This is a genomic window from Xanthobacter aminoxidans (genome assembly GCF_043193615.1).
Taxonomy (GTDB): domain Bacteria; phylum Pseudomonadota; class Alphaproteobacteria; order Rhizobiales; family Xanthobacteraceae; genus Xanthobacter; species Xanthobacter aminoxidans.
This window is the reverse complement of the sequence record NZ_JBAFUS010000005.1, coordinates 347,193-369,232: the sequence shown is the minus strand read 5'-3', so window position 1 is coordinate 369,232 and position 22,040 is coordinate 347,193. Positions and strand designations below refer to the sequence as shown.

The 22,040-nt window shown below is 70.2% G+C and carries 22 protein-coding genes; 16 read left to right on the top strand and 6 right to left on the bottom strand.

Annotated features, from left to right (window positions below):
• Positions 1–29 precede the first annotated feature (29 nt).
• On the top strand, positions 30–1,301 hold the full coding sequence (locus V5F74_RS22235) for a methyl-accepting chemotaxis protein (protein ID WP_394009997.1): 1,272 nt from the start codon (positions 30–32) through the stop codon (positions 1,299–1,301).
• 24 nt (positions 1,302–1,325) lie between these two features.
• Here V5F74_RS22235 and V5F74_RS22230 read toward each other — a convergent pair whose 3' ends face one another.
• Both V5F74_RS22230 and V5F74_RS22225 read right to left on the bottom strand, forming a co-directional pair.
• A complete protein-coding gene (locus tag V5F74_RS22230; protein ID WP_051678906.1) occupies positions 1,326–1,805 on the bottom strand; it encodes a Crp/Fnr family transcriptional regulator in 480 nt (159 codons plus the stop codon).
• A gap of 47 nt (positions 1,806–1,852) precedes the next feature.
• Positions 1,853–2,539, bottom strand: coding sequence for a response regulator transcription factor (locus V5F74_RS22225; RefSeq protein WP_024281375.1), 687 nt, complete (start codon positions 2,537–2,539; stop codon positions 1,853–1,855).
• A gap of 110 nt (positions 2,540–2,649) precedes the next feature.
• On the opposite strand from V5F74_RS22225, the gene V5F74_RS22220 reads away from it, so the two are divergent.
• From V5F74_RS22220 to V5F74_RS22205, 4 genes are all read left to right on the top strand, one after another.
• The gene (locus V5F74_RS22220; protein WP_394009996.1) at positions 2,650–3,201 is read left to right on the top strand and encodes a L,D-transpeptidase family protein; all 552 of its coding nucleotides are present in this window, start codon (positions 2,650–2,652) and stop codon (positions 3,199–3,201) included.
• Between the two features lie 133 nt (positions 3,202–3,334).
• Positions 3,335–4,135: a (Fe-S)-binding protein gene (locus tag V5F74_RS22215; RefSeq protein ID WP_394009995.1), complete on the top strand. Its 801-nt coding sequence runs from the start codon at positions 3,335–3,337 to the stop codon at positions 4,133–4,135.
• On the top strand, positions 4,132–5,586 hold the full coding sequence (locus V5F74_RS22210) for a LutB/LldF family L-lactate oxidation iron-sulfur protein (RefSeq protein ID WP_394009994.1): 1,455 nt from the start codon (positions 4,132–4,134) through the stop codon (positions 5,584–5,586). The genes V5F74_RS22215 and V5F74_RS22210 overlap by 4 nt, the downstream gene beginning before the upstream one ends.
• Positions 5,586–6,269, top strand: coding sequence for a LutC/YkgG family protein (locus V5F74_RS22205; protein WP_394009993.1), 684 nt, complete (start codon positions 5,586–5,588; stop codon positions 6,267–6,269). Before V5F74_RS22210 ends, V5F74_RS22205 begins: the two co-directional genes overlap by 1 nt.
• A gap of 48 nt (positions 6,270–6,317) precedes the next feature.
• Here the strand turns inward: V5F74_RS22205 and V5F74_RS22200 are convergent, their stop codons facing one another.
• The gene (locus V5F74_RS22200; RefSeq protein ID WP_156026274.1) at positions 6,318–6,455 is read right to left on the bottom strand and encodes a hypothetical protein; all 138 of its coding nucleotides are present in this window, start codon (positions 6,453–6,455) and stop codon (positions 6,318–6,320) included.
• A gap of 411 nt (positions 6,456–6,866) precedes the next feature.
• On the opposite strand from V5F74_RS22200, the gene V5F74_RS22195 reads away from it, so the two are divergent.
• Positions 6,867–7,556 (top strand): thioesterase domain-containing protein, encoded by a 690-nt coding sequence (locus V5F74_RS22195; protein ID WP_197022949.1) that lies wholly within the window; start codon positions 6,867–6,869, stop codon positions 7,554–7,556.
• 232 nt (positions 7,557–7,788) lie between these two features.
• On the opposite strand, the gene V5F74_RS22190 is transcribed toward V5F74_RS22195, so the two are convergent.
• From V5F74_RS22190 to V5F74_RS22180, 3 genes are all read right to left on the bottom strand, one after another.
• Positions 7,789–8,106, bottom strand: coding sequence for an AzlD family protein (locus V5F74_RS22190; RefSeq protein ID WP_029556370.1), 318 nt, complete (start codon positions 8,104–8,106; stop codon positions 7,789–7,791).
• Positions 8,096–8,806: an AzlC family ABC transporter permease gene (locus tag V5F74_RS22185; protein ID WP_029556369.1), complete on the bottom strand. Its 711-nt coding sequence runs from the start codon at positions 8,804–8,806 to the stop codon at positions 8,096–8,098. Before V5F74_RS22185 ends, V5F74_RS22190 begins: the two co-directional genes overlap by 11 nt.
• A gap of 308 nt (positions 8,807–9,114) precedes the next feature.
• Entirely contained in the window at positions 9,115–10,062 is a 948-nt protein-coding gene (locus V5F74_RS22180; protein ID WP_029556368.1) for a LysR family transcriptional regulator, read from the bottom strand.
• Positions 10,063–10,216: 154 nt separating this feature from the next.
• Here V5F74_RS22180 and V5F74_RS22175 point away from each other — a divergent pair, with 154 nt between their 5' ends.
• The 10 genes from V5F74_RS22175 (at position 10,217) to V5F74_RS22130 (ending at position 22,038) form a co-directional block, all read left to right on the top strand.
• Positions 10,217–11,725 (top strand): FAD-linked oxidase C-terminal domain-containing protein, encoded by a 1,509-nt coding sequence (locus V5F74_RS22175; protein WP_250165526.1) that lies wholly within the window; start codon positions 10,217–10,219, stop codon positions 11,723–11,725.
• A gap of 33 nt (positions 11,726–11,758) precedes the next feature.
• Positions 11,759–12,970: a glycolate oxidase subunit GlcE gene (glcE, locus tag V5F74_RS22170; RefSeq protein ID WP_394009992.1), complete on the top strand. Its 1,212-nt coding sequence runs from the start codon at positions 11,759–11,761 to the stop codon at positions 12,968–12,970.
• Positions 12,971–13,019: 49 nt separating this feature from the next.
• Positions 13,020–14,339: a glycolate oxidase subunit GlcF gene (glcF, locus tag V5F74_RS22165; RefSeq protein WP_394009991.1), complete on the top strand. Its 1,320-nt coding sequence runs from the start codon at positions 13,020–13,022 to the stop codon at positions 14,337–14,339.
• Positions 14,340–14,485: 146 nt separating this feature from the next.
• Complete coding sequence (gene thiE / locus V5F74_RS22160; RefSeq protein WP_394009990.1) at positions 14,486–15,121, top strand: thiamine phosphate synthase; 636 nt, start codon at positions 14,486–14,488, stop codon at positions 15,119–15,121.
• Positions 15,122–15,219: 98 nt separating this feature from the next.
• On the top strand, positions 15,220–16,830 hold the full coding sequence (aceB, locus tag V5F74_RS22155; RefSeq protein ID WP_394009989.1) for a malate synthase A: 1,611 nt from the start codon (positions 15,220–15,222) through the stop codon (positions 16,828–16,830).
• A 338-nt stretch (positions 16,831–17,168) separates the two neighbouring features.
• The gene (locus V5F74_RS22150; RefSeq protein ID WP_394009988.1) at positions 17,169–18,071 is read left to right on the top strand and encodes an NAD(P)-dependent methylenetetrahydromethanopterin dehydrogenase; all 903 of its coding nucleotides are present in this window, start codon (positions 17,169–17,171) and stop codon (positions 18,069–18,071) included.
• Positions 18,072–18,162: 91 nt separating this feature from the next.
• Positions 18,163–19,155: a methenyltetrahydromethanopterin cyclohydrolase gene (mch, locus tag V5F74_RS22145; RefSeq protein WP_394009987.1), complete on the top strand. Its 993-nt coding sequence runs from the start codon at positions 18,163–18,165 to the stop codon at positions 19,153–19,155.
• A 1-nt stretch (position 19,156) separates the two neighbouring features.
• A complete protein-coding gene (locus V5F74_RS22140; protein WP_024281391.1) occupies positions 19,157–20,053 on the top strand; it encodes a RimK family alpha-L-glutamate ligase in 897 nt (298 codons plus the stop codon).
• An 18-nt stretch (positions 20,054–20,071) separates the two neighbouring features.
• Complete coding sequence (locus V5F74_RS22135) at positions 20,072–21,022, top strand: ATP-grasp domain-containing protein (protein WP_394009986.1); 951 nt, start codon at positions 20,072–20,074, stop codon at positions 21,020–21,022.
• Positions 21,019–22,038 carry a hydantoinase/oxoprolinase family protein gene (locus tag V5F74_RS22130; protein ID WP_394009985.1) on the top strand — a complete coding sequence of 340 codons (1,020 nt, stop codon included), beginning with the start codon at positions 21,019–21,021 and terminating at the stop codon, positions 22,036–22,038. The genes V5F74_RS22135 and V5F74_RS22130 overlap by 4 nt, the downstream gene beginning before the upstream one ends.
• Positions 22,039–22,040 lie beyond the last annotated feature (2 nt).

Sequence of the window (22,040 nt, the reverse complement as noted above, 5' to 3'; positions counted from 1 at the left end):
AGGGGACGCCCGGAGGAAGCAAGGCACCCATGGCGACATCCAGCACGGCACCGACGTCCTCCGTCGCGGGGCCGCCCGCATCCGTCAGCGGCCTGCGCGATGTGGAAGCGCTCGGGCCGGCCGTGGACATCTCGGCCAACCTCAACGAAATCCTGTGCCTGATGGCCTGGTCCAACGGCAATGCGCGCAAGCTCGCCGGCGAGACCACCTCGGCCTCCTCCGCCGTGGCGCAGATCGCCGCCACCATCGAGACCATCGCCCAGCTCGGTGCCGATGCGGGGAGGGAGACCGGGGACGCCCTGCGGCTCGTCACCTCCGGCGCGGCCAAGACGCGCACCGCCGGGCAGGCCATGAGCGGCATCGCCGAAGCGTTCGGCGAGCTGGAGGCGCGGCTCGCCCACCTGAATTCCGCCACCCAGTCCATCGGCGGCTTCGCCACCTCCATCGGCTCCATCTCGCGGCAGACCAAGCTGCTCGCGCTGAACGCCACCATCGAGGCGGCACGGGCCGGCGAGGCGGGGCGGGGGTTCGCGGTGGTCGCGGCCGAGGTCAAGGCCCTGTCCGAGGAGGCCTCGCGCACCACCGACCTCATCCGCGACCAGCTCCAGGCCTTGTCCGTGGTGGTGAAGGACATGCTGGACGCCATGGGCGCCGGCGCCACCCGGGTCGAGGAGGGGCGCGCCATCGTCGAATCGGTGATGACCGACATGGACGGCATCGAGACCCGCGTCAGCGCCTCCACCGACGGGGTGGGACGCATCGCCGTGATGCTGGGCGAGCGGCGCGCGGCCTTGCGCGACCTTTCCGACCGGCTCGGCGAGATCGCCCGGCTCGCCAACCAGAACGAGACCGATTCCGCTACCGCCGCCGGCCTCCTTGGCCGCGCCGATGCCATCGCCGGCGACCTTATCTCCCGCGCCTCGGCCGGGGCCGGCGCCGCCGCGGCGGTCCGCCGCCTCAAGTCCGACCACATGGCGTGGAAGCGGAGCCTCGCCGAATGCCTCGCCGGCGTGACCGCCGCCGATCTCCGCGGATTCCAGGCGCGCAACGCCCCGCTCGGGGACGGCTTTGCCGGGATTGACGGGGCGGCGGTCGAAGATCCGGCCATGCTGTCCCAGCTGGCGGCGCTCGGCCGGCAGCTCGCGGCCTGCGGCGAGCGGATCGTCGCGGGCACGGCAAGCGGCGACATGGGCGCGGCCATCGACGCCTACATGTCCATGGATGCCCTCTCGGCCGACGCCCTGACGCAGATGGCGCGCTTTACGCCCCGCCGATCGAAGGGCGTATCCGCCGCGGCCTGATGGGACGGCCTCGGGCCGGACCCGTCAGCGCCGGCGGCGCTGGCGGTGCTCTTCCAGCTTCACCCGCACCCCGTCGAGGGCGCGCAGCGTCCCCTCCAGCCGGCGGGCGATGGCGCGGCGGAACTTGGCGGTGACCTCGGGGTAACGCTCCAGCACCCGCGTGAACACTTCGCGCGGCAGGCGAATCACCACCGTCTCCTCCCCCGCCACGGCCGTCGCGGGCCGCGGGGTGGCGATGATGAGGGCGGTCTCGCCGACGAGGGCGCCGGTGGTGACGTCCTTCAGCAGGCGCGGGGCGCCCGGCAGCCGCTCATCCATCATCTTCAGCCGGCCCGACACCACCACGAAGGCGCCGTCGGATGTCTCGTTCATCCGGAACAGCACATCACCCTCGGCGAGGCGCATTTCCTCGGCGCCCTGGGCGAGCAGGCGCACGGCGCCGTCGCTGAGCAGATCGAAGGTGGCGATCCCCCGGAGCAGCGCGATGTCCCTGTCGATGCTCACGGAAGGAGGTTCCTCAACTGGCTGTGCATGATGGTCCGGCCCGGCCGTCAGGGCACGAGCTTGTAGCCCCCGGCCTGGGTCGCAAGAAGGGTGGGATTGGAGGGATCTGGCTCGATCTTCTGGCGCAGGCGGTAGATGTGGGTTTCCAGAGTATGCGTGGTGACGCCGGAATTATAGCCCCACACTTCCTGCAGCAGCGTTTCCCGCGGCACTGGGTTTTTCCCGGCCCGGTAGAGATAGCGCAGGATGGCCGTCTCCTTCTCGGTGAGGCGGATCTTGGAACCGCGCTCGGTGAGGAGGAGCTTCGCCCCCGGCCGGAAGGAATAGGGACCGATGGCGAACACCGCATCCTCGCTCGCCTCGTGCGAGCGCATCTGGGCGCGCAGCCGCGCCAGCAGCACCGCGAAGCGGAACGGCTTCACGATATAGTCGTTGGCGCCGGCTTCCAGCCCCATGATGGTGTCGCTGTCGGTGTCGTGGCCGGTCAGCATCAGGATGGGCGCCTTGAAGCCGTTGCGGCGCATCTGGCGCACGGCGTCGCGCCCGTCCATGTCGGGCAGGCCCACGTCCATGATCACGAGGTCGATGGCCCCGTTCTTCGCCTGCTCGACGGCGCCGCCGGCGGTGTCCGCGCCCACGGGCTCGAATTCGTCCTGGAGCGCGAGCTGCTCGATCAGCGCATCGCGCAGCTCCGGGTCGTCCTCGACCACCAGGATTTTCCACGCATTGGGCATCAATTCCTCCTGCGCCCTTGCGGACGCGCGAATCGCGCAAGTAGAGCATGGACATGGCTCTGCGCAAATTTCCATCCGGGGACAGCTGTGGAGAGGTATCACACTAAGTCATGAGGCAGGCTAATCCTGTGGGCATCTCCCGCATCGCCGTCAGCCGCCGCCCCGGTAGCCGCCATCAGGGGATCCTGCGGGCGGGCGGACTGTCGATCCCGGTGGCGCTGGGGCGCTCCGGCATCGGCGCCGACAAGCGCGAGGGCGACGGGCGCACCCCGGCCGGCCGCTGGCGCATCCTCGCCCTTCTCTACCGGCCCGACCATGGTCCGCGCCCCGTCTCCCGCCTTCCCACCCGTTCCATCCGCCCCGCCGACGGCTGGTGCGACGACCGGGCGGACCGGCGCTACAATTGCCCCGTCACGCTGCCGCTCGGCGGCGCGCGCAAGGTGTCGCACGAGAAGATGTGGCGCGACGATGCCCTGTACGACCTGGTGCTGGTGATCGATCACAACCAGCGCCCCCGCGTCGCCGGGCGCGGCTCTGCCGTGTTCGTGCATCTCGCCCGGCCGGGGTTCACGGCGACGGAAGGCTGCGTCGCGCTGCGCCGGTCGGACATGACGCGCCTGCTGGCACGGCTCAGGCCGGGGGCGGTCATCGACATCGCGTGACGGGCGGGGTGCGAGGCGGATCGCACACGGGCCTTTGCTCCGGGCCGTCATTTCACCGCCCCGGTCGCGGTGCTATAGAGCCGTTCCAATCAGCGGCGGGCGCTCCCGCGCCCGATCCAACGCACGGGGCATCATGACCGCGCACACTTCGCCCGATGGGGCGCGCCACCTGCGGGTGGGCCTGTTCTGCACCTGCCTCGTGGACACCATCCGCCCCTCGGTGGGCTTTGCCGCCGCCAAGCTGCTGGAAGATGCCGGCTGCGAGGTTGCCGTGCCGCCGCAGACCTGCTGCGGCCAGCCCGCCTTCAATTCCGGCGACCGCACCACCACACGGGCGCTGGCGGAAGAGATGATCGCCGCGTTCGAGACCTTCGATTACGTGGTCGCCCCCTCCGGCTCCTGCGCCGGCATGATCAAGACCCACTATCCCGAGCTGTTCACCGGCGAACCGGACTGGGCCGGGCGGGTGGAGCGCTTCTGCGCCAAGGTGTTCGAGCTGACGTCCTTCCTCGTGGACGTGCGCGGCGTCACCTGCGTCGAAGCCGCCTATGACGGCACCGTCACTTATCACGACAGCTGCTCGGGCCTGCGCGAGCTGGGGGTGAAGGCGCAGCCGCGCCTCCTGCTCGAAACAGTGGAGGGGCTGGCGCTGGAGGAGATGAAGGACGCCGACACCTGCTGCGGCTTCGGCGGCACCTTCTGCGTGAAATATCCCGACGTCTCCAACGCCATCGTGGAGAAGAAGTCCGCCAACGTCGCCGCCACCGGCGCGGATACGCTGCTCGCGGGCGATCTCGGCTGCCTCATGAACATGGCCGGCAAGCTCCAGCGCGAGGGCCACCCCGTGCGAGCCCTCCACGTCGCCGAAGTGCTCGCCGGCATGGGCAACGCGCCCGCCATCGGCGAGCCGGCCGCCCGGGAGGCGAAACGATGAGCGTCGAGATCACCACCCCCCGCTTCAAGGACAATGCAAAGAAGGCGCTGGCCGACCTGCCACTGCAGGGCGCGCTCTCCAAGGTCGGCCCCGGCTTCATCGGCAAGCGCGCGGCGGCGGCCGAGAAGCTGCCGGAGTTCGACGCCCTGCGGGACTCGGCGCGCGACATCAAGAACCACACGCTGGCCCACCTCGACCTTTATCTCGAGCGTTTCGAGGCGAAGGCGAAGGCGGCGGGCGGCCATGTGCATTTCGCCGTGGATGCGGCGGACGCGCGGGCCATCGTCACGGACATCTGCAAGCGCCTCGGCGCGAAGACCGTGACCAAGGGCAAGAGCATGATCTCCGAGGAGATCGGCCTCAACGACCATCTCGCGGCGGCCGGCATCCAGCCGGTGGAGACGGATCTGGGCGAATATCTCATCCAGATCCGCGGCGAGGCGCCCTCCCACATCATCGCCCCCGCCATCCACCTCAACAAGGATCAGGTGGAAGCCGATTTCCGCCGCGTCCACGCCCATCTGCCCCCGGAGCGCGACCTCTCCGAGCCCACCTCGCTGCTGGCCGAGGCGCGGGGCGAGCTGCGGCAGAAGTTCCTGGCGGCGGACGTGGGCATCACCGGCGCCAACTTCCTGGTGGCGGAGACGGGCACCTCCATCATCGTCACCAACGAGGGCAACGGCGACCTCACCCAGACCCTGCCGAAGGCGCACATCGTGCTCGCCTCGCTGGAAAAGCTGGTGCCGACGCTGGAGGACGTGAGCCAGATCCTGCGCGTGCTGGCCCGCTCGGCCACCGGGCAGGACATGAGCGTCTACACCACTTTCTCCACCGGCCCCCGTCGCCCCGGTGATCCGGACGGGCCGGGCGAGTATCACGTGGTGATCCTCGACAACGGCCGCTCGTCCATGCTCGGCGGGCAATTGCGCGAGGTGCTGCGCTGCATCCGCTGCGGCGCCTGCATGAACCATTGCCCGGTCTATCATGCGGTGGGCGGCCATGCGTACGGCTGGGTCTATCCCGGCCCCATCGGCTCGGTGCTCACCCCGGCGCTCATCGGCGTGGAGAAGGGGCGCAACCTGCCCAACGCCTCCACCTTCTGCGGCCGCTGCGAGGAGGTGTGCCCCATGCGCATCCCCCTGCCCAAGCTGATGCGGCACTGGCGGGAGAAGGAATTCGAGCGCCACCTGACCCCGGCGACCCAGCGCTTCGGCCTTTCCGTGTGGGGCTTCTTCGCCCGGCGCGGCTGGCTCTACCGGCCGGCGACGCGGCTCGCCATGGGCGCACTTTCGCTTCTGGGGCGGACCAAGGGGCGCTTCGCCGCCCTGCCGCTTGCCGGCGGGTGGACCCAGCACCGCGATTTCCCCGCGCCGCAGGGCGACACCTTCCAGGCCCAATGGCGCGCCCGGCAGGCGGAGCGTCGCGCGGCTTCAGGACGAGGGGTGCACTGATGAGTTCGCGCGACACCGTTTTCGCCTCCATCCGCGCCGCGCTGGGCGTGACCTCGCAGGAGGCACCGCGCCGGCAGGCGGTGGCCGACCGCATCGCCTCGCATCCGCGCGGCGTCATCCCGGCGCGCGGGCAATTGCCGGAGGCCGAACGCCTCGCTCTGTTCCGCGACATGGTGATCGGCGCGGCGGCGACCATCGATCACCTGGCCTCCACGGCCGAGGTGCCGGAGGCGATCGCCGCCTATCTCAGGTCGCGCAACCTGCCCATGACCATCCTGCGCGGCGCGGACGACCGCCTCGCCGCTTTGCCGTGGGAGCGAGCCCCGGCCCTCGACGTGTGGATCGGCCCCTCGGACGGGCGCCAGCTCGCCGGCCTCTCCCACGCCTTCGCGGGCATCGCCGAATCAGGGACGGTGGTGATGCTCTCCGGCCCGGAGAACCCCTCCACCCTCAACCTGCTGCCCGACCACCATCTGGTGGTGGTGGAGGCGGCCGACGTGGCGGGGGACTACGAAACGGTGTGGGACTTGATCCGCGCCCGCTATGGCGAAAGCGTGCTGCCGCGCACGGTGAACTGGATCACCGGCCCGTCGCGGTCCGCCGACATCGAGCAGACCCTGCTGCTCGGCGCCCATGGTCCGCGCAGCCTGCATGTGCTGCTGGTGGGCGGACCGACGCGCTGAGGGGGTTGATGGAGCGGCAACCGCGAACGGGCTGCAGCGAGCGCCGGCTTATTGGGTCAGGCGCGACGCCCAGATGCCCAGCGCCACCCCCAGCGGCACGGCGAGGAAGATCGCCAGCGCGACGGTGAGGAAGCCGCCGAACATGCAGCCCATGATGGCGCCGGAGATGGCTGAAAACACGGCCACCAACAGGATTCCCCCGGGTGGGCGACCCGGCTGGACCTGAGGGTCTGACGGCAGCGGCTGGACCGGTTCGCCCCTGCCCCGCCGCAAGCCATCCTGGCAGAAAATGGGCCATAACGGCGCCAGCGCACTGATCTGCGCACCCCCGGCCGTTCCGATTGCGAGCACTCGCACGACTTCGTCCTCACCTGACTGAAGGGAAGTAATTCGAGGTTACCACAACTTCAACGGTACAGTACACTGAGTTCCTCGCAAAACGCGAATTTACCTCCGCGGCCGGCGTGATGCAGGCGCGACACGGGGCGGGAAAAAACGTCACCCCCGACCGCGCGCATGTGCCGGATGAGGAATACGGTATTGCCCGTCCGTCATTTTGGCGGCAGTACTCGGTCACTTTTCAGCAATGGTGAGACAATGAAAGTTGGCTTGCGCTTCGTCCGGGCGCTGTTTGCAGCGGTCGTCGTCCTCTGCGTCGCCCAGCCGGCGCTGGCCCAGCAGAACCGCGGCCACGTCTACCTTTTGCGGGGGCTCGCCAACGTTTTCTCACTGGGCATGGACGACCTTGCCAAGAAGCTGAACGCCCGCGGCATCCCCGCGACGGTGCACGAGTACGGCCAGTGGGCGTCCCTCGCCGACGCCGCCGCCGCAGAGAGCCGGGCCACCGGCAATTCCCCCATCATCATCGTCGGCCATTCCCTCGGCGCCGATGCGGCGGTGGAGATGGCCGAGCGCCTGACCGCGCTGGGCACTCCGCCCAAGCTGGTGGTGACGTTTGATCCGGTGGGCGTGACCCAGGTGGGCGCCTCGGCGGGCTATTTCGTCAACTACTACCAGTCCAACAACGGCTACGGTAAGCGCCTGACGGCCGGCCCGGGTTTCCGTGGCAACATCGTCAACCGCAACCTGAACGCCATCGGCGGCATCGACCACTTCAACATCGAGAAGTCGCCGCGCCTCCATGATGAGGTGATCACCCAGGTGCGCTCCATCACCACGCCGCGGCCGAAGCCCAAGCCCAAGCCGGTGGACCCCTCCGTCGCCCCCGGCGCACCGGCCACCGCCCCCGGCACCCAGGCCGCGGCGAAGCCCGGCGCGCCGGGCTGAGGGACGGATTTTCGGATGAGGAATCAGCGGCGGGCTTCGGCCCGCCGTTTTCGTTTGGGGCGTCCCTCCCCTTCAGCGTCGTCATCGCCCGCCTCGTGCGGGCGATCCACGGATGGTCTGAAGCGGTGCCTGACGTCTCAGATGGGACCGGCGGGCCGGTGGATCCCCCGGATGAACCGGGGGATGACGGCTCCAAGGACGGGGAAGGTGGACCAGATCGACCGCCGCCGACCTATCCCCAGAACGCCCTGATCCCCGCGGCCACCGCCATGGCCACCACCACGGCGAGGAGGTCGCTGCGGGTCAGGCGGGTGACGACGAGGGCGGCGGCGAGGCCGCCCAGCATGCCCATGTCGCCCTTCACCGCGCCCTGAACGGCGCCGGGCACCAGCAGCGCCACCAGGACCGCGCCGGGCAGGCAATCCAGCACCCGCCGCACGCGCGGCGTCACGGGAACGAGCCGCATCAGCCAGAAGCCGCCGGCGCGGTTGAAGGCGGTGGCGGCCGCCATCACGAGGATGGCGGTGAGGGTGCCGGCATCAACGGTCATCGTCGGTGAACCCGCCTGCGAGCGCGCCCGCGACGGCGCCGATCACGATGAACCACCAGCCCGGCAGCACGAACGACACGGCGGTGGAGACCGCCGCCGCCACGCCCCAGCCCACCGCCTCGCGCTTGCCCTTCCAGTTGGGAAGCAGCATGGCGATGAAGAAGGCGGGCACCACCAGGTCGATGCCCACCGCCTTCGGATCGGGAATGCCGCCGCCCACGAGGTGCCCCACCGCGGTGGCCAGCACCCACACCACCCAGGTGATAAGCCCGGAACCGACGAAGAAGCCGGCATCGCTGCCGCCCTCGGCGCGATAGCGCAGGGCCCCGGCCCAATTGTTGTCGGCCATCATCATCAGCGCCGGATAGGACTTCCACGCCGGCAGGGTGCCGAGCCAGGGCCGCAGCGAGGCGCCCATCAGCACGTGGCGCATGTTCACGGTCATGGTGAGGAAGCCGAGCGCCAAAAGGGAGCCGGCGGTCCAGTGCTGGGTCCAGCCTTCCAGCGCCACCATCTGGGCGAGGCCGGCGAACACCAGCGCCGAGGAGAGCGTCGCCTCCAGCAGAGTGAAGCTCTTCTGGATGGAGGCAGCGCCGAAGGCCATGCCGAAGGCGGCGATGCCGGGCATCAGCGGCAGCATGGCGCGGGCGCCTTCCGCCATGCCGGCGAGGGTGAGGGGAACAGGAGGGGGCTTGGTCATCTTGAGCGGGGCAATCAACAGTCACGTCGCGGCAATGCCGCCCTTATGAACGCGCCCACCGGAAAGGCCAACCCGATTTCCGCTTGTCGGAGGAGGGGGAAGTGGGGCTCCCGTGTCCCCGGGATGCGCGCGTGTCCCAACAACAACCGTCATGGCCGGGCTTGTCCCGGCCATCCACGTGGTGGGGCCGGGGTCAGGTCTTCCTCCATCGCGCCATCGGCCCGACGTGGATGCCCGGCACAAGGCCGGGCATGACGGTGGTGATAATTCACTGGGCGCAACAACACCTTGGCAGCCCGTCCTGCACCTCAGCCCTGCGGCTCCGGCTCGAACAGGCGCGAGAGGCCCTCGTCCCAGGGCGGGATGCCGCCGTGGCCCTGGCCGTAGAGGGCGGCGAGGTGGTCGATGAACACCCGCACCTTCTGCGGCAGGAAGCGGCGGGAGGGATAGACCGCGAACAGCCCCACCCGGTGGGAGGCGCGCCAGCGCGGCAGCACCACCTTCAGCGCGCCCGAGCGCAGTTCCGGCCCCACATCCCAGGTGGAGCGCAGAGCGATGCCCACCGAGGCGAGCACCGCCTCGCGCACCACCTCGTTGGAATTGGTGCGCAACTGGGAATGCACGCGCAGCGTCACCGCCCCCTCCGGCCCCTCCAGCTTCCACGGGTCCTGCCCGTGGGTGGCGAGGAGAACATGGGCGGAGAGTTCGGAGATCTGCTTCGGCTCGCCGGCGCGGGCGAGATAGTCCGGCGTCGCGCACAGCACCCGGTGGACGGGGGCGAGGCGGCGGGCGACGAGGCTGGAATCGTCGAGGTCGGCGATGCGCACCGCCACGTCGAAGCCCTCGCCCACGATGTCCACAAAACTGTCCGACAGTTCGAGGTCGATGGTGAGGTCCGGGTTCGCCTCCATGAGCGGCAGGAGATTGGGCGCGATGTGCAGCCGGCCGAAGGAGGTAGGCGCCGACACGCGCAGCAGGCCCCGCGCCTCGGTGGATTTGCGGGCGAGCTGGCTTTCCGCCTCCTCGATGGAGGCGAGGATGGTCACGACCCGCTCGTAGAAGCCCTGTCCCGCCTCGGTGAGCGCCACCTTGCGCGTGGTGCGCTGGAACAGCCGGGCGCCGAGCCGCTCCTCCAACCGCTGCACGCGCTTGGACACCACCGGAGGCGACAGCCCCATCTCCCGCCCGGCGGCGGAAAGGCTGCCGGCGGTGACGATGCGCGCGAAGATTTCAAGGTCGCCCAGATTGCCGATCATCGATCGACGCTCCTCCTGGCCGGGGGTCATGCGCCGGCCGATTGTTTTGTCTTCGGGCCGCGACTTTATCCGTCAGGGAAAGAATGGGCGACGTTTTTTCCCGAATGAACCGATTATAGTTCCTCCAACAAGAACGGCTCAAAGGGACGCCGACATGACGGGAACCACTCCGGGCCTCAGGCTGCCGGAAGCGGATGCTCGGGTGCTCGCCCGACGGGAGGAGATCATCGCCGCGCTCCGGGCCATCGTGCCCGGCGAGGGCGTCATCGCCCACGAACGGGAGATGCGGCCCTACGAATCCGATGGCCTCACCGCCTATCGCCAACTGCCCCTCGTGGTGGTGCTGCCGAGCACGACCGAGCAGGTGGCCGCCGTCCTCAAATACTGCCACGACAACGAGATCCGTGTGGTGCCGCGCGGCTCGGGCACCTCGCTCTCCGGCGGCTCCCTGCCGCTTCAGGATGCGGTGCTGCTGGGGCTCGGCAAGTTCAACCGCGTGCTCGACATCGACACCGCCAACCGCGCCTGCGTGGTGCAGCCGGGGGTGACGAACCTCGGCATCTCCAAGGCGGTGGACCATCTCGGCTTCTATTACGCGCCCGACCCCTCCTCGCAGATCGCCTGCTCCATCGGCGGCAATGTGGGGGAGAATTCCGGCGGCGTGCACTGCCTGAAATACGGCCTCACCACCAACAACGTGCTGGGCGTCGAGATGGTGCTCATCACCGGCGAGATCGTGCGCTTCGGCGGCAAGCATCTCGATGCCGGCGGGCTCGATCTCCTCTCCGTCATCATCGGGTCCGAGGGGCTGCTGGGGGTGGTGACGGAAGTCACCGTGCGCCTTCTCAAGAAGCCGGACACCGCCCGCGCGGTGCTGGTGGGCTTCCCCACCTCCGAGGATGCCGGCGAGTGCGTGGCGCGGATCATCGGCGGCGGCATCATCCCGGCCGCCATCGAGATGATGGACCGCGACGCCATCGCCGCCGCCGAGGCCTTCGTGAACGTGGGCTATCCGCTGGATGTGGAAGCCCTGCTCATCGTCGAGCTGGACGGCCCGGAGGCGGAATGCGCCCACCTTCTGGAGGAGGTGACGCGCATCGCCGAAGGCTGCAATTCGGTCACGCTGCGCGTCTCCACCAGCGAAGCGGAGCGGCTCGGCTTCTGGGCCGGGCGCAAGGCCGCCTTCCCGGCGGTGGGGCGCCTCTCGCCCGATTACCTCTGCATGGACGGCACCATCCCGCGCCGCCAGTTGCCCTATGTGCTCTCGCGCATGCGCGAACTCTCGGTGCAGTACGGCCTGCGCGTCGCCAACGTGTTCCACGCGGGTGACGGCAACCTGCACCCGCTCATCCTCTATGATGCGAACGCGCCGGGCGAGCTGGAGGCGGCGGAGAATTTCGGCGCCGACATCCTCAGGCTGTGCGTGGAGGTGGGCGGTGTGCTCACCGGCGAGCACGGCGTGGGCGTGGAGAAGCGCGACCTCATGCCCACCATGTTCAATGAGGTCGATCTCGCCCAGCAGCTGCGGCTGAAATGCGCCTTCGACGACAAGAGCCTGCTGAACCCCGGAAAGGTGTTCCCCACCCTGCACCGCTGCGCCGAAATGGGCCGCATGCACGTGTCGGGCGGCGCGCTGCCGTTCCCGGACCTGCCGCGCTTTTAGAGCGCGCGCCTTCACCTATCCAGGGCCCAGATCATGAGCGACATCATCGCAGCGCGCGACGAGCAGGAGGTCGCGGAGACGGTCCGCACCGCCCTCGGCGCCGGCAAGACGCTGGAAGTGCGCGGCCACGGCTCCCAGCAGGCCCTCGGCCGGCCGAGCCAGACCGACCTCACCCTCGACCTCTCCGCCCTCTCGGGCGTCACCCTCTACGAGCCGGAGGAGCTGGTGCTCTCCGCCCGCGCCGGCACGCCCCGCGCCGACATCGAGGAGATGGTGGCGGCACGCGGGCAGATGCTGGCCTTCGAGCCCATGGACACCGGGCCGCTGCTCGGCGGCGCCGCCGGGCGGGGCACGATCGGCGGCATGTTCGCGGTGAACCTCGCCGGCCCCCGCCGCATCAGCCACGGCGCGGTGCGCGACCATGCCCTCGGCATCAAGGCGGTGTCGGGGCGCGGCGAGCCGTTCAAGTCCGGCGGGCGGGTGGTGAAGAACGTCACCGGCTACGACCTGCCCCGCCTGATGGCCGGGGCCTTCGGCACGCTGTGCATCGCCACCGAGATCACGCTCAAGGTGCTGCCGCGTCCGCCCATGGAGGAGACCGTCATCGCCCGCGTCGCCTCGCCGGCCGAGGCGGCGGCGGCGCTCTCGGCGGCCATGGGCTCCTCCTGCGAGGTGTCCGGCGCCGCCTTCCTGCCCGAAGGCGTGGCGGGCCGCCTGCCCGGCCTGTCCGGCTCCCCGGCGCTGGTCGCCCTGCGCATGGAGGGCGTGCCGCCCTCCGTCTCCGCGCGGCGCGCCATGCTGCTGAAGGTGCTGGCCGGCATCGGCCGGGCCGAAGTGCTGGAGACCGAGACCTCCCGCCCCCTGTGGCAGGCGGTGCGCGACGTGATCCCCTTCGCCGGCGCGGGCGAGCGGGCGGTCTGGCGCCTCTCCACCCAGCCCAAGGCGGGGCCGGAACTGGCGGCGAAGCTGGCCGCCGACCTCGGCGGCGAGGCCTATTGCGACTGGGCCGGCGGCCTGATCTGGCTCTGCCTGCCGGGCGAGGCCGCCCATGCGGACCATGTGCGCGCCGCCCTTGCCCCCTTCGGCGGCCACGCGACGCTCATTCGCGCCAGCGCGGCCGAGCGCGCCCGCACGGCGGTGTTCCAGCCCCTCGACGGGGCGCTGGCGGCGCTGACCAAAAGGGTGAAGGAGAGCTTCGATCCCGGCCTGGTGCTCAATCCCGGCCGCATGCATGCGGGGATGTGAGATGGCCCGCACCCCCGTCCCCTCGTTCCTCCGTCACGGCTGAGCGCCCATGCAGACCAACTTCACCCTCGCCCAGCTCGCCGATCCGCATGTGGAGGCGGCCAATTCCATCCTGCGCAAGTGCGTGCATTGCGGCTTCTGCACCGCCACCTGCCCGACCTACGTGCTGCTGGGAGACGAGCTGGATAGCCCGCGCGGGCGCATCTACCTCATCAAGGACATGCTGGAGAACGACCGGCCGGCGACGCAGGAGGAGGTGAAGCACATCGACCGCTGCCTCTCCTGCCTCTCCTGCATGTCCACCTGCCCCTCGGGCGTGAACTACATGCACCTGGTGGACACCGCCCGCGTCCATATCGAGAAGACCTATTCCCGCCCCGCCGCCGACCGGATGATCCGGGAGGTGCTGGCCAGGGTGCTGCCCTATCCCGACCGCTTCCGCCTCGCCCTCATGGGCGCGCTCGCCGGCAAGCCGTTCGCCGGGCTGTTCGCGAAAGTGCCGGCGCTGAAGCCGCTCGCCGCCATGCTGCGCCTCGCCCCCGGCCTGCCCCATGGCCGCGCGGCGGATGACAAGGGCGGCGTGCATCCCGCCCAGGGCACGCGCCGGGCGCGGGTGGCGCTGCTCAAGGGCTGCGCCCAGCCGGTGCTGAACCCCGGCATCGACGAAGCCGCCATCCGCCTGCTCACCCGGCAGGGTGTGGACGTGGTGCGGGTGAAGGGCGAGGGCTGCTGCGGAGCGCTCGTCCACCACATGGGCCGGGAGGAGGAGGCGCTCGCTTTCGCCCGCAACAATGTGGATGTGTGGATCCGGGAGATGGAGACCGGGGGGCTCGACGCCATCCTCGTCACCACCTCCGGCTGCGGCACGCCCATCAAGGACTATGGCTACATGTTGCGCCTCGACCCCGCCTATGCGGAGAAGGCGGCGCGGGTCTCGGCCATCACCCGCGACATCAGCGAGTTTTTGCCCACCCTCGATTTGCCCAAGGCCGAGACGCCGCGCGGGATGCGCGTCGCCTACCATTCCGCCTGCTCGCTCCAGCACGGGCAGAAGGTGAAGACGCCGCCCATGGACCTCCTGCGCCGTGTCGGCTTCGAGGTGGTGGAGCCGTTCGACCCGCATCTGTGCTGCGGCTCGGCCGGCACCTACAACATGCTCCAGAGCGAGATTGCCGGGCAGCTCAGGGACCGCAAGGTGGCGACGCTGGAGGCGCTCGCCCCCGACGTGATCGCCGCCGGCAACATCGGCTGCATGACGCAGATCGGCTCCGGCACCGGCATTCCCATCGTCCACACGGTGGAGCTGCTGGACTGGGCCACCGGCGGCCCCGCCCCCGCCGCTTTGGCCGGACGGGCGAAAGCGGCCTGAGGATTGTTGCCGATTGGGCAAAGACGCATGTGCGATGCGGTCAATAGACCTTCGTCGCATGCGACGTTTCGCACCGAAGCGCATTGAGATAAGGGAGCGGGGCGGCTTACGCTGCGCCGCAGCACGCCCGCACCCGTGAGCCAAAGATGTCCCGTCCCTTCGACCTGACCCTGTACCTCGTCACCGACCCGCGCCTTGTCGCGGCGCGGGGTCTCGTGGCGACGGTGGAGGCGGCAGTGAAGGGCGGCGCCACCATCGTGCAATTGCGCGATCCCGACGCCCATGGCCGCGCGCTGGTGGAGCAGGCCCGCGCGCTGAAGGCGCTGCTGGCGCCGCTCGCCATCCCGCTCATCATCAACGACCGGGTGGACGTGGCGGTGGCGGCGGATGCGGACGGCGTGCATCTCGGCCAGGACGACATGGCCCCCGCCGACGCCCGCGCCCTTCTGGGGCCGGAGCGCATTCTCGGCCTCTCCGTGGGCAATCCGGCGGAATTCGCCGCGTCCGACATCGGAGCCGTGGATTATCTCGGCGTCGGTCCGGTGAAGGCCACCGGCACCAAGAAAGACGCCGGCGCCGCCATCGGCGCCTCCGGCGTCACGGCGGTGCGCGCGCTCACCCGCCTGCCCATCGTCGGCATCGGCGGCATCGACGGCGCGCTTGCCGCCGAGGTCATCCGCGCCGGAGCCGACGGGGTGGCGGTGGTCTCCGCCATCTGCGCCGCCCCCGATCCCGAACTTGCTGCGCGCGCGCTTCTTTCGGCCGTCACGGCCGCGCGCTGACGCATTCCATCCCGCTTCGGGGCTGCCACGGCCCCGGGACGGTTCCCGCCTGCGGCGACGCCACGCGCTTCAGGCTTCACACGAGGAGACCCGACATCATGTCGTCCCCTGCCCTGAAGACTGCCCCGGCCGCGGGCATCGAGATCACCGGCGCGCTCGGCCCCCGCTTCGACGAAATCCTGACCCCCGAGGCGCTGGCCTTCGTCGCCGACCTGCACCGCGCCTTCAACCCCACCCGCAAGGCCCTGCTCGCCCGCCGCACCGAGCGGCAGGTGGCGTTCGACGCCGGCACGCTGCCCGACTTCCTGCCCGAAACCAAGGCCGTCCGTGACGGCGACTGGACCATCGCGGACCTGCCCGCCGACCTGCTCGACCGCCGCGTCGAGATCACCGGGCCGGTGGACCGCAAGATGATCGTCAACGCGCTGAACTCCGGCGCCAAGGTGTTCATGGCGGACTTCGAGGATGCCTCCTCCCCGGTGTGGGAGAACATGATCGAGGGCCAGATCAATCTGAAGGACCGCTGGGCCGGCGCCATCGACTTCGTCGACGCCAACAACGGCAAGTCCTACAAGCTCGGCGCCACCCCGGCCGTGCTCATCATCCGCCCGCGCGGCTGGCACCTGCCGGAAGCCCATGTGCTGGTGGACGGCGAGGAAATCTCCGGCGCGCTGTTCGACTTCGGCCTCTATGTCTTCCACAACGCCAAGGCCGCGCTGGCGCAGGGCTCCGGCCCCTATTTCTACCTGCCGAAGACCGAGAGCCATCTTGAGGCCCGGCTGTGGAACGAGGTGTTCGTCGCCGCCCAGACCGCGCTCGGCCTGCCGGTCGGCACCATCAAGGCCACCGTCCTCATCGAGACGCTGCCCGCGGTGTTCGAGATGGACGAGATCCTGTTCGAGATGAAGGACCACATCGCCGGCCTCAACCTCGGCCGCTGGGACTACATCTTCTCCTTCATCAAGCGCCTCGGGAAGAACGACCGCTTCCTCACCCCGGACCGCAGCCGCATGGTGATGAGCGAGGCCTTCCTGAAGGCCTACGGCATCCTCCTCGTGCGCACCTGCCACCGCCGCAACGCCTTCGCCATGGGCGGCATGGCCGCGCAGATCCCGGTGAAGGGCGATGCGGAAGCCAATGCCGCCGCCTTCGCCAAGGTGAAGGCCGACAAGGAGCGCGAGGCCAATTCGGGCTGCGACGGCACCTGGGTGGCCCACCCGGACCTCGTGCCGGTGGCCATGGAGGTGTTCAACCGCCTGATGCCCGCCGCCAACCAGCGCGACGCCAAGCCCAGCGACGTGGCCGTCACCCGCGACGACCTGCTGGAGGTGCATCAGGGCACCCGCTCGGAAGCCGGCCTGCGCGAGAACATCCGCGTCGGCGTGCAGTACATCGAGGCATGGCTGCGTGGCCGTGGCGCGGTGCCGCTCTACAACCTCATGGAAGATGCGGCCACCGCCGAGATCAGCCGTGCGCAGGTGTGGCAGTGGATCCACCTCGGCGCCACGCTGGACGACGACCGCACCGTGACGCCCGAGCTGTTCCGCGCCCTGCTGGACGACGAGATGGCGAACCTGCGTTCGGTGCTCGGCCCGGAAGTCTATGATTCCGGCCGCTTCCCCGAGGCCATCAAGCTGTTCTCCGACATGACGCTGGCCGACAGCTTTGAGGAATTCCTCACGCTGCCCGCCTACCGCCTGATCGCCTGAGGGCTTTCCCTTCCGACACCCACACCGCCGTCATCGCCCGCCTCGTGCGGGCGATGACACTTGCGTGCCCCCCGTCCGCGTGTCCGTGTCGCAGGCCATCGCAGCGCAACGACGCGCAAGCCGCCGCACCGCGCCCTCCCGCGCAAAACCCGTTCCGCATTGCAGCAACGATTCCTGCTGCGCGGGAAACGGCAGGGCTTGCGCCGTCCCTCCACATGATTAAACAATCCCTCCATTGACTTGCGTGCGGGGAAACAACCGCGGCGTTCCTTCAGCTTCCTCTGAAGCTTAGGGGCGAAGCCACCCGCTTATGTTTCCCTTTGGCACGGAGCTGACCCATGGCGGATTCCGCCTCTATTCCCCCCATTCTCCACATCATCACGCCGCTCGCGCATGTGAGCCCGTTCGACGTGAACATGGCGGCCGATGCCGGCTATCTCACCATCGCGCAATACTCGCGGGTGAAGCCGGAGGAAGTCCGCGACCTGACGCAGGACATGATGTTCTCGCGCGCCCCGCAGGCGGCGCCGCGCACCGGTCTGTTCATCGGCGGCAAGGATGCCGCGCTCGCCTTCGACATGGCCAATGAGGCGAAGGCCTCCATCTTCCCGCCCTTCGAGATTTCCATCTTCCCCGATCCGGCCGGCTCCTTCACCACCGCCGCCGCCATGATCGCCAAGGTGGAGCAGGCCCTGGTGAAGGTCCGCGCCGACGGCCTCAAGGGCGCCAAGGTGCAGATCTACGGCGCCACCGGCGTGGTGGGCTCGGTGGCCGCGGTGATCGCCGCCAGCGCCGGGGCCGACGTGACCCTCGTCAGCCATCGCGAGGTCGCCGCGGTGGAGGAGAAGGCCAGGGACATCAAGGCCCGCTTCGGCCTCGACGTCTCCTGCACCGCCGCCGTGACCGACGCGGACAAGGCGGCTTTGGTGCCCTCGGCGGAAGTCATCCTCGCCACCGGCAAGGCGGGCGTGCAGATCCTCAACGCCGCGCACCTCGAAGCCGCGAAGAACCTCATCGTCGCGGCGGATGTGAACGCCGTGCCCCCCGCCGGCATCGCCGGCATCGGCGCCCACGATGCGGCGGCGCAGCTGCCCCACGGCATCGGCATCGGCGCGCTCGCCATCGGCAATCTCAAATACGCGGTCCAGCACACCCTGCTGAAGCGCATGTGCGAGACCACCACCCCGCTCTTCATCGACCTTCCGGTGGTGTTCGAGCTGGCGAGAACCCTGGACGCCTGAGCCCCATGCGTACGATCATCTCTTCTCCCCGCCGGCTCCGCGCCTGCTGCGCGGGGACCGCCGCCGTTTGCCCCGCGCGAGAGGTGCGGCCATGACAAAATCTCACGCCCTCGCCGCCGACATGCCCCTTCCCGGCGGCATCAGCCTCGCCCATCAGGTCGCCCCCCTCGTGGAGGCGCTGGTGGCCGACGCCACACAGCTGCGGCTCGCCGTCTCCACCGGCCCGCTCGGCTGCCGCATCGTGGATGCCGGCATCTCGATGCCCGGCTCGCTGGAGGCCGGTCGCCGCATCGCCGAAATCTGCCTTGGCGGCCTCGGCAAGGTGGCCCTCGTGCCCGGCGGGCGCTTCTCGCCCTTCGACACGCTGGTGAGCGTCACCACCACCGATCCCGTCACCGCGTGCCTCGCCAGCCAGTATGCCGGCTGGAGCCTCGCCCACGGAGACTTCTTCGCGCTGGGCTCCGGCCCCGGCCGGGCCATGGCGGCGGTGGAGCCGCTGTTCGCGGAACTCGGCTGCCGCGACCATGGCGATCATGTCGCTCTGGTGCTGGAAACCGGCGTCGCCCCGCCCGCCGAGGTGGTGCAGGAGGTGGCCAGCCGCTGCGGCGTGGCGCCCACGGCCGTCACCTTCATCCTCACCCCCACCTCGTCGCTGGCCGGCACGGTGCAGATAGTCGCCCGCGTGCTGGAAGTGGCGCTGCACAAGGCGCATGCGCTCCATTTCCCGCTGGAGCACATCGTGGACGGCATCGGCTCTGCCCCCGTGGCGCCGCCCTCGCCGGATTTCCTCACCGCCATGGGCCGCACCAATGATGCGGTGCTCTATGGCGGCGACGTGCAGCTCTTCGTGCGCGGCTCGTCCGAGGCCGCGCAGGATCTCGCCAAGCGCCTGCCCTCGCTCGCCTCGCGCGACTATGGCCGGCCGTTCGGCGAGATCTTCGCGGGCTATGACTGCGACTTCTACAAGGTGGACCCGCTGCTGTTCTCCCCCGCCCGCGTGACCGTGACGGCCATGGAGCAGGGCACGAGCTTCACCGCCGGCGGCTTCGACGCCAACCTCATCGCCCGCTCCTTCGGGGTGTGAGGTGGCCGGATTCGTGATCTTCGCCGAGCGGGTGGACTGGCACACCCGCTCGCTGGTGGCTGCCCTGAAGGCGCGGGGCGTGAAGCCCCGCATCGTCTCGCTGCGCGCCTGCGGCTTCGCCGTGGGCGAGACGGCGCACGGCCTGCTGCTGCCCGGCTTCGGCGACGATCTGCCGGAGGCCTGCTTCGTGCGCTCGGTGCCCGCCGGCACGCTGGAGCAGATCACCCACCGGCTCGGCGTGCTGCACGCGCTGGCCGCGCTGGGGGTGCGGGTGATGAACGATGCCCGCGCCATCGAGCGCTGCGTGGACAAGAGCGCCACCACCTTCCTGCTCGCCCATGCCGGCCTGCCCACCCCGCGCACCCTCGTGCTGGAAGAGGCCGCCACCGCCCGCATGCTGGTGGACTCAGCCCCCGGCGACAGCGTGCTGAAGCCCCTCTTCGGTGCGCAGGGTCGCGGGCTGGAGCGCATTCCCCCCAAGGGCGCGCTGCCGGAGCCCGAGGCGGTGGGCGGGGTCTATTACCTGCAGGATTTCGTGGCGGCGCCGGCCCAGGGCGGGCCGGATGCCGTTCACGAGGATTTCCGGGTGTTCGTGGTGGGCAACCGCGCCGAGGCGGCCATGGCCCGCCGGGCCAAGGGCTGGATCACCAACATCCACCAGGGCGCCACCGGCGCCGAGGTGGCGGCCGAGGGGCTTCTGGCGGATTATGCGGTGCGCGCGGCGGCGGCCGTGGGCGCCAGCTATGCCGGGGTCGACCTCATCCGCGACGCGGAGGGGCGGCTGAAGGTGCTGGAGGTGAATTCCATGCCGGCCTGGCACGGCCTGTTCGACGCCACCGGCCGCAACATGGCCGAGCCGCTGGCCGCCTGCCTCGTGGGCGAGACGGTGAGCGCCTGACCGGCGCCGGAGACCGACATGCGCGTTCTGGTGCTGGAGTATGTGACCGGCGGCGGCATGCGCCGCGAGGCGCTGCCGCCGAGCCTCGCGGCCGAGGCGGCGCTGATCCGCGACGCCATGCTGGCCGACCTCGCCGCGCTGCCGTCGCCGCCCGAGATTCTCACCACCTGCGATGAGCGCCTCCCCCTTGAGGGCGCGATCCCGGTGGGGCTCCACGCCAGCGCCTGGGTGCTGTGGCGGACGCTGGCCGACGACGCCGACCTCATCTGGCCGGTGGCGCCGGAGACGGGGGGCATCCTCGCCGATCTCGTGCGCATGCTGGCGGCGACGGGCAAGCCGGTGCTGGCCTCCACCCCCGAGGCCATCCTCATCGCCACCAGCAAGCTGGAAACCGCCCGGCGCCTGGCGCTGGCGGGGGTGCCGCATATCCCCACCTATCCGCTGGCCGACGCGCCCGAGATTCCCGGCGCCCGAATCACCAAGCCGGACGACGGCGCCGGCTGCGAGGCCACCTTCCTCTGGCCCGCCGGCGTACCCGCCGCCCCCGAGGCGACGGAGGGCGTGGTGATCCAGGCTTATGTGGAAGGGGACGCGGCGAGCCTCACCGTTCTGGTGGCGGCGGGCGAGGCCCGCCTCCTCTGCGTCAACCGCCAGCACATCACCGTGCGCGACGGCCGCCTCTCCCTCTCCGGCCTCACCGTGGGGGCGCAAGCGGACGACGGACGGCTGGCGTCCCTGGCGCGGGCGGTGGTCGCCGCCTGCCCCGGCCTCGACGGCTTCATCGGCATCGACATCATCCTGACCGCGGCGAGACCGGTGGTGGTGGAGATCAATCCCCGCCTCACCACCGCCTATGCCGGCCTCCGGCAGGCGCTGGGCCTCAACCCCGCCACCCTCCTCCCCGCCCTCGCGGCGGGGACCGGCGAGGCGCCCCTTCATCCCGCGACCGTGGAGCTGGCCCTGGCATGAGCGACCTCCTGATCGGCTGGGACGTGGGCGGCGCCCACCTCAAAAGGGCGGTCCTGGGACCGGACGGTGCGTTGGTATCCATCCACCTCGCGCCCTGTGCCCTCTGGCAGGGTCTCGACAGGTTGCGGGAGGCCATGGCGACCATGCCCCCCGTGTCGGGTCGATCCGTGGTGACGATGACGGGTGAACTCGTCGACCTGTGGCCTGACAGGGCAACTGGCGTCATCGATATCGCCACTGAACTGGGGGGGTTACTGGGGCCTGACACCCGCATTTATGCGGGCCGAGCCGGCTTTGTCAGCCTCTCTGAGGCCCATCTGAATACCGCCGACATCGCTTCCGCCAACTGGCACGCCACCGCCGCGGCGCTGGCCGCCATAGCGGGCGATGGCATCCTCGCGGATATCGGATCGACCACGACCGATCTCATTCCCTTTGCCGGCTCTCAACTTTGCTTTCGCGGCTATTCGGATGCCGCGCGGCTGGAGACCGGGGAGCTGGTCTATACCGGCGCAGCCCGCACGCCGGTGATGGCGCTGGCGCAGGCCCTGCCGTTTCGCGGGCGGCTCGTCCCCCTCATGGCGGAGTATTTCGCCACCACGGCCGACGTGCATCGGCTGACCGGCGAACTGCCTGAAGGAGCCGACCTCCACCCCGCTGCCGATGGGGGCGACAAGACGTGCGACGCCAGTGCCCGCCGGCTTTTGCGGATGGTGGGGCGCGATCTCGGACCCTCAACCATGGAGGAAGCAAAGGCCCTCGCAGCGGCGGCGGCGGAGGTGCAGATGCACCGCCTCCACATGGCCCTCGCCCAGGTCTCGTCCGCCGGAGGTGTCGCGCCCGATGCCCCTCTGATCGGGGCCGGTGTGGGTCGTTTCCTGGTGGGGCGGCTGGCGCAAAGGACGGGGCGCCCCTACCGTCATGCCGGACTGCTGCTCGCCGGCGACACCCGCCTCGCGGGCCTAGCGGCCGACTGCGCCCCGGCCGTGGCCGTGGCGCGTCTCGCATTCAATTAGCC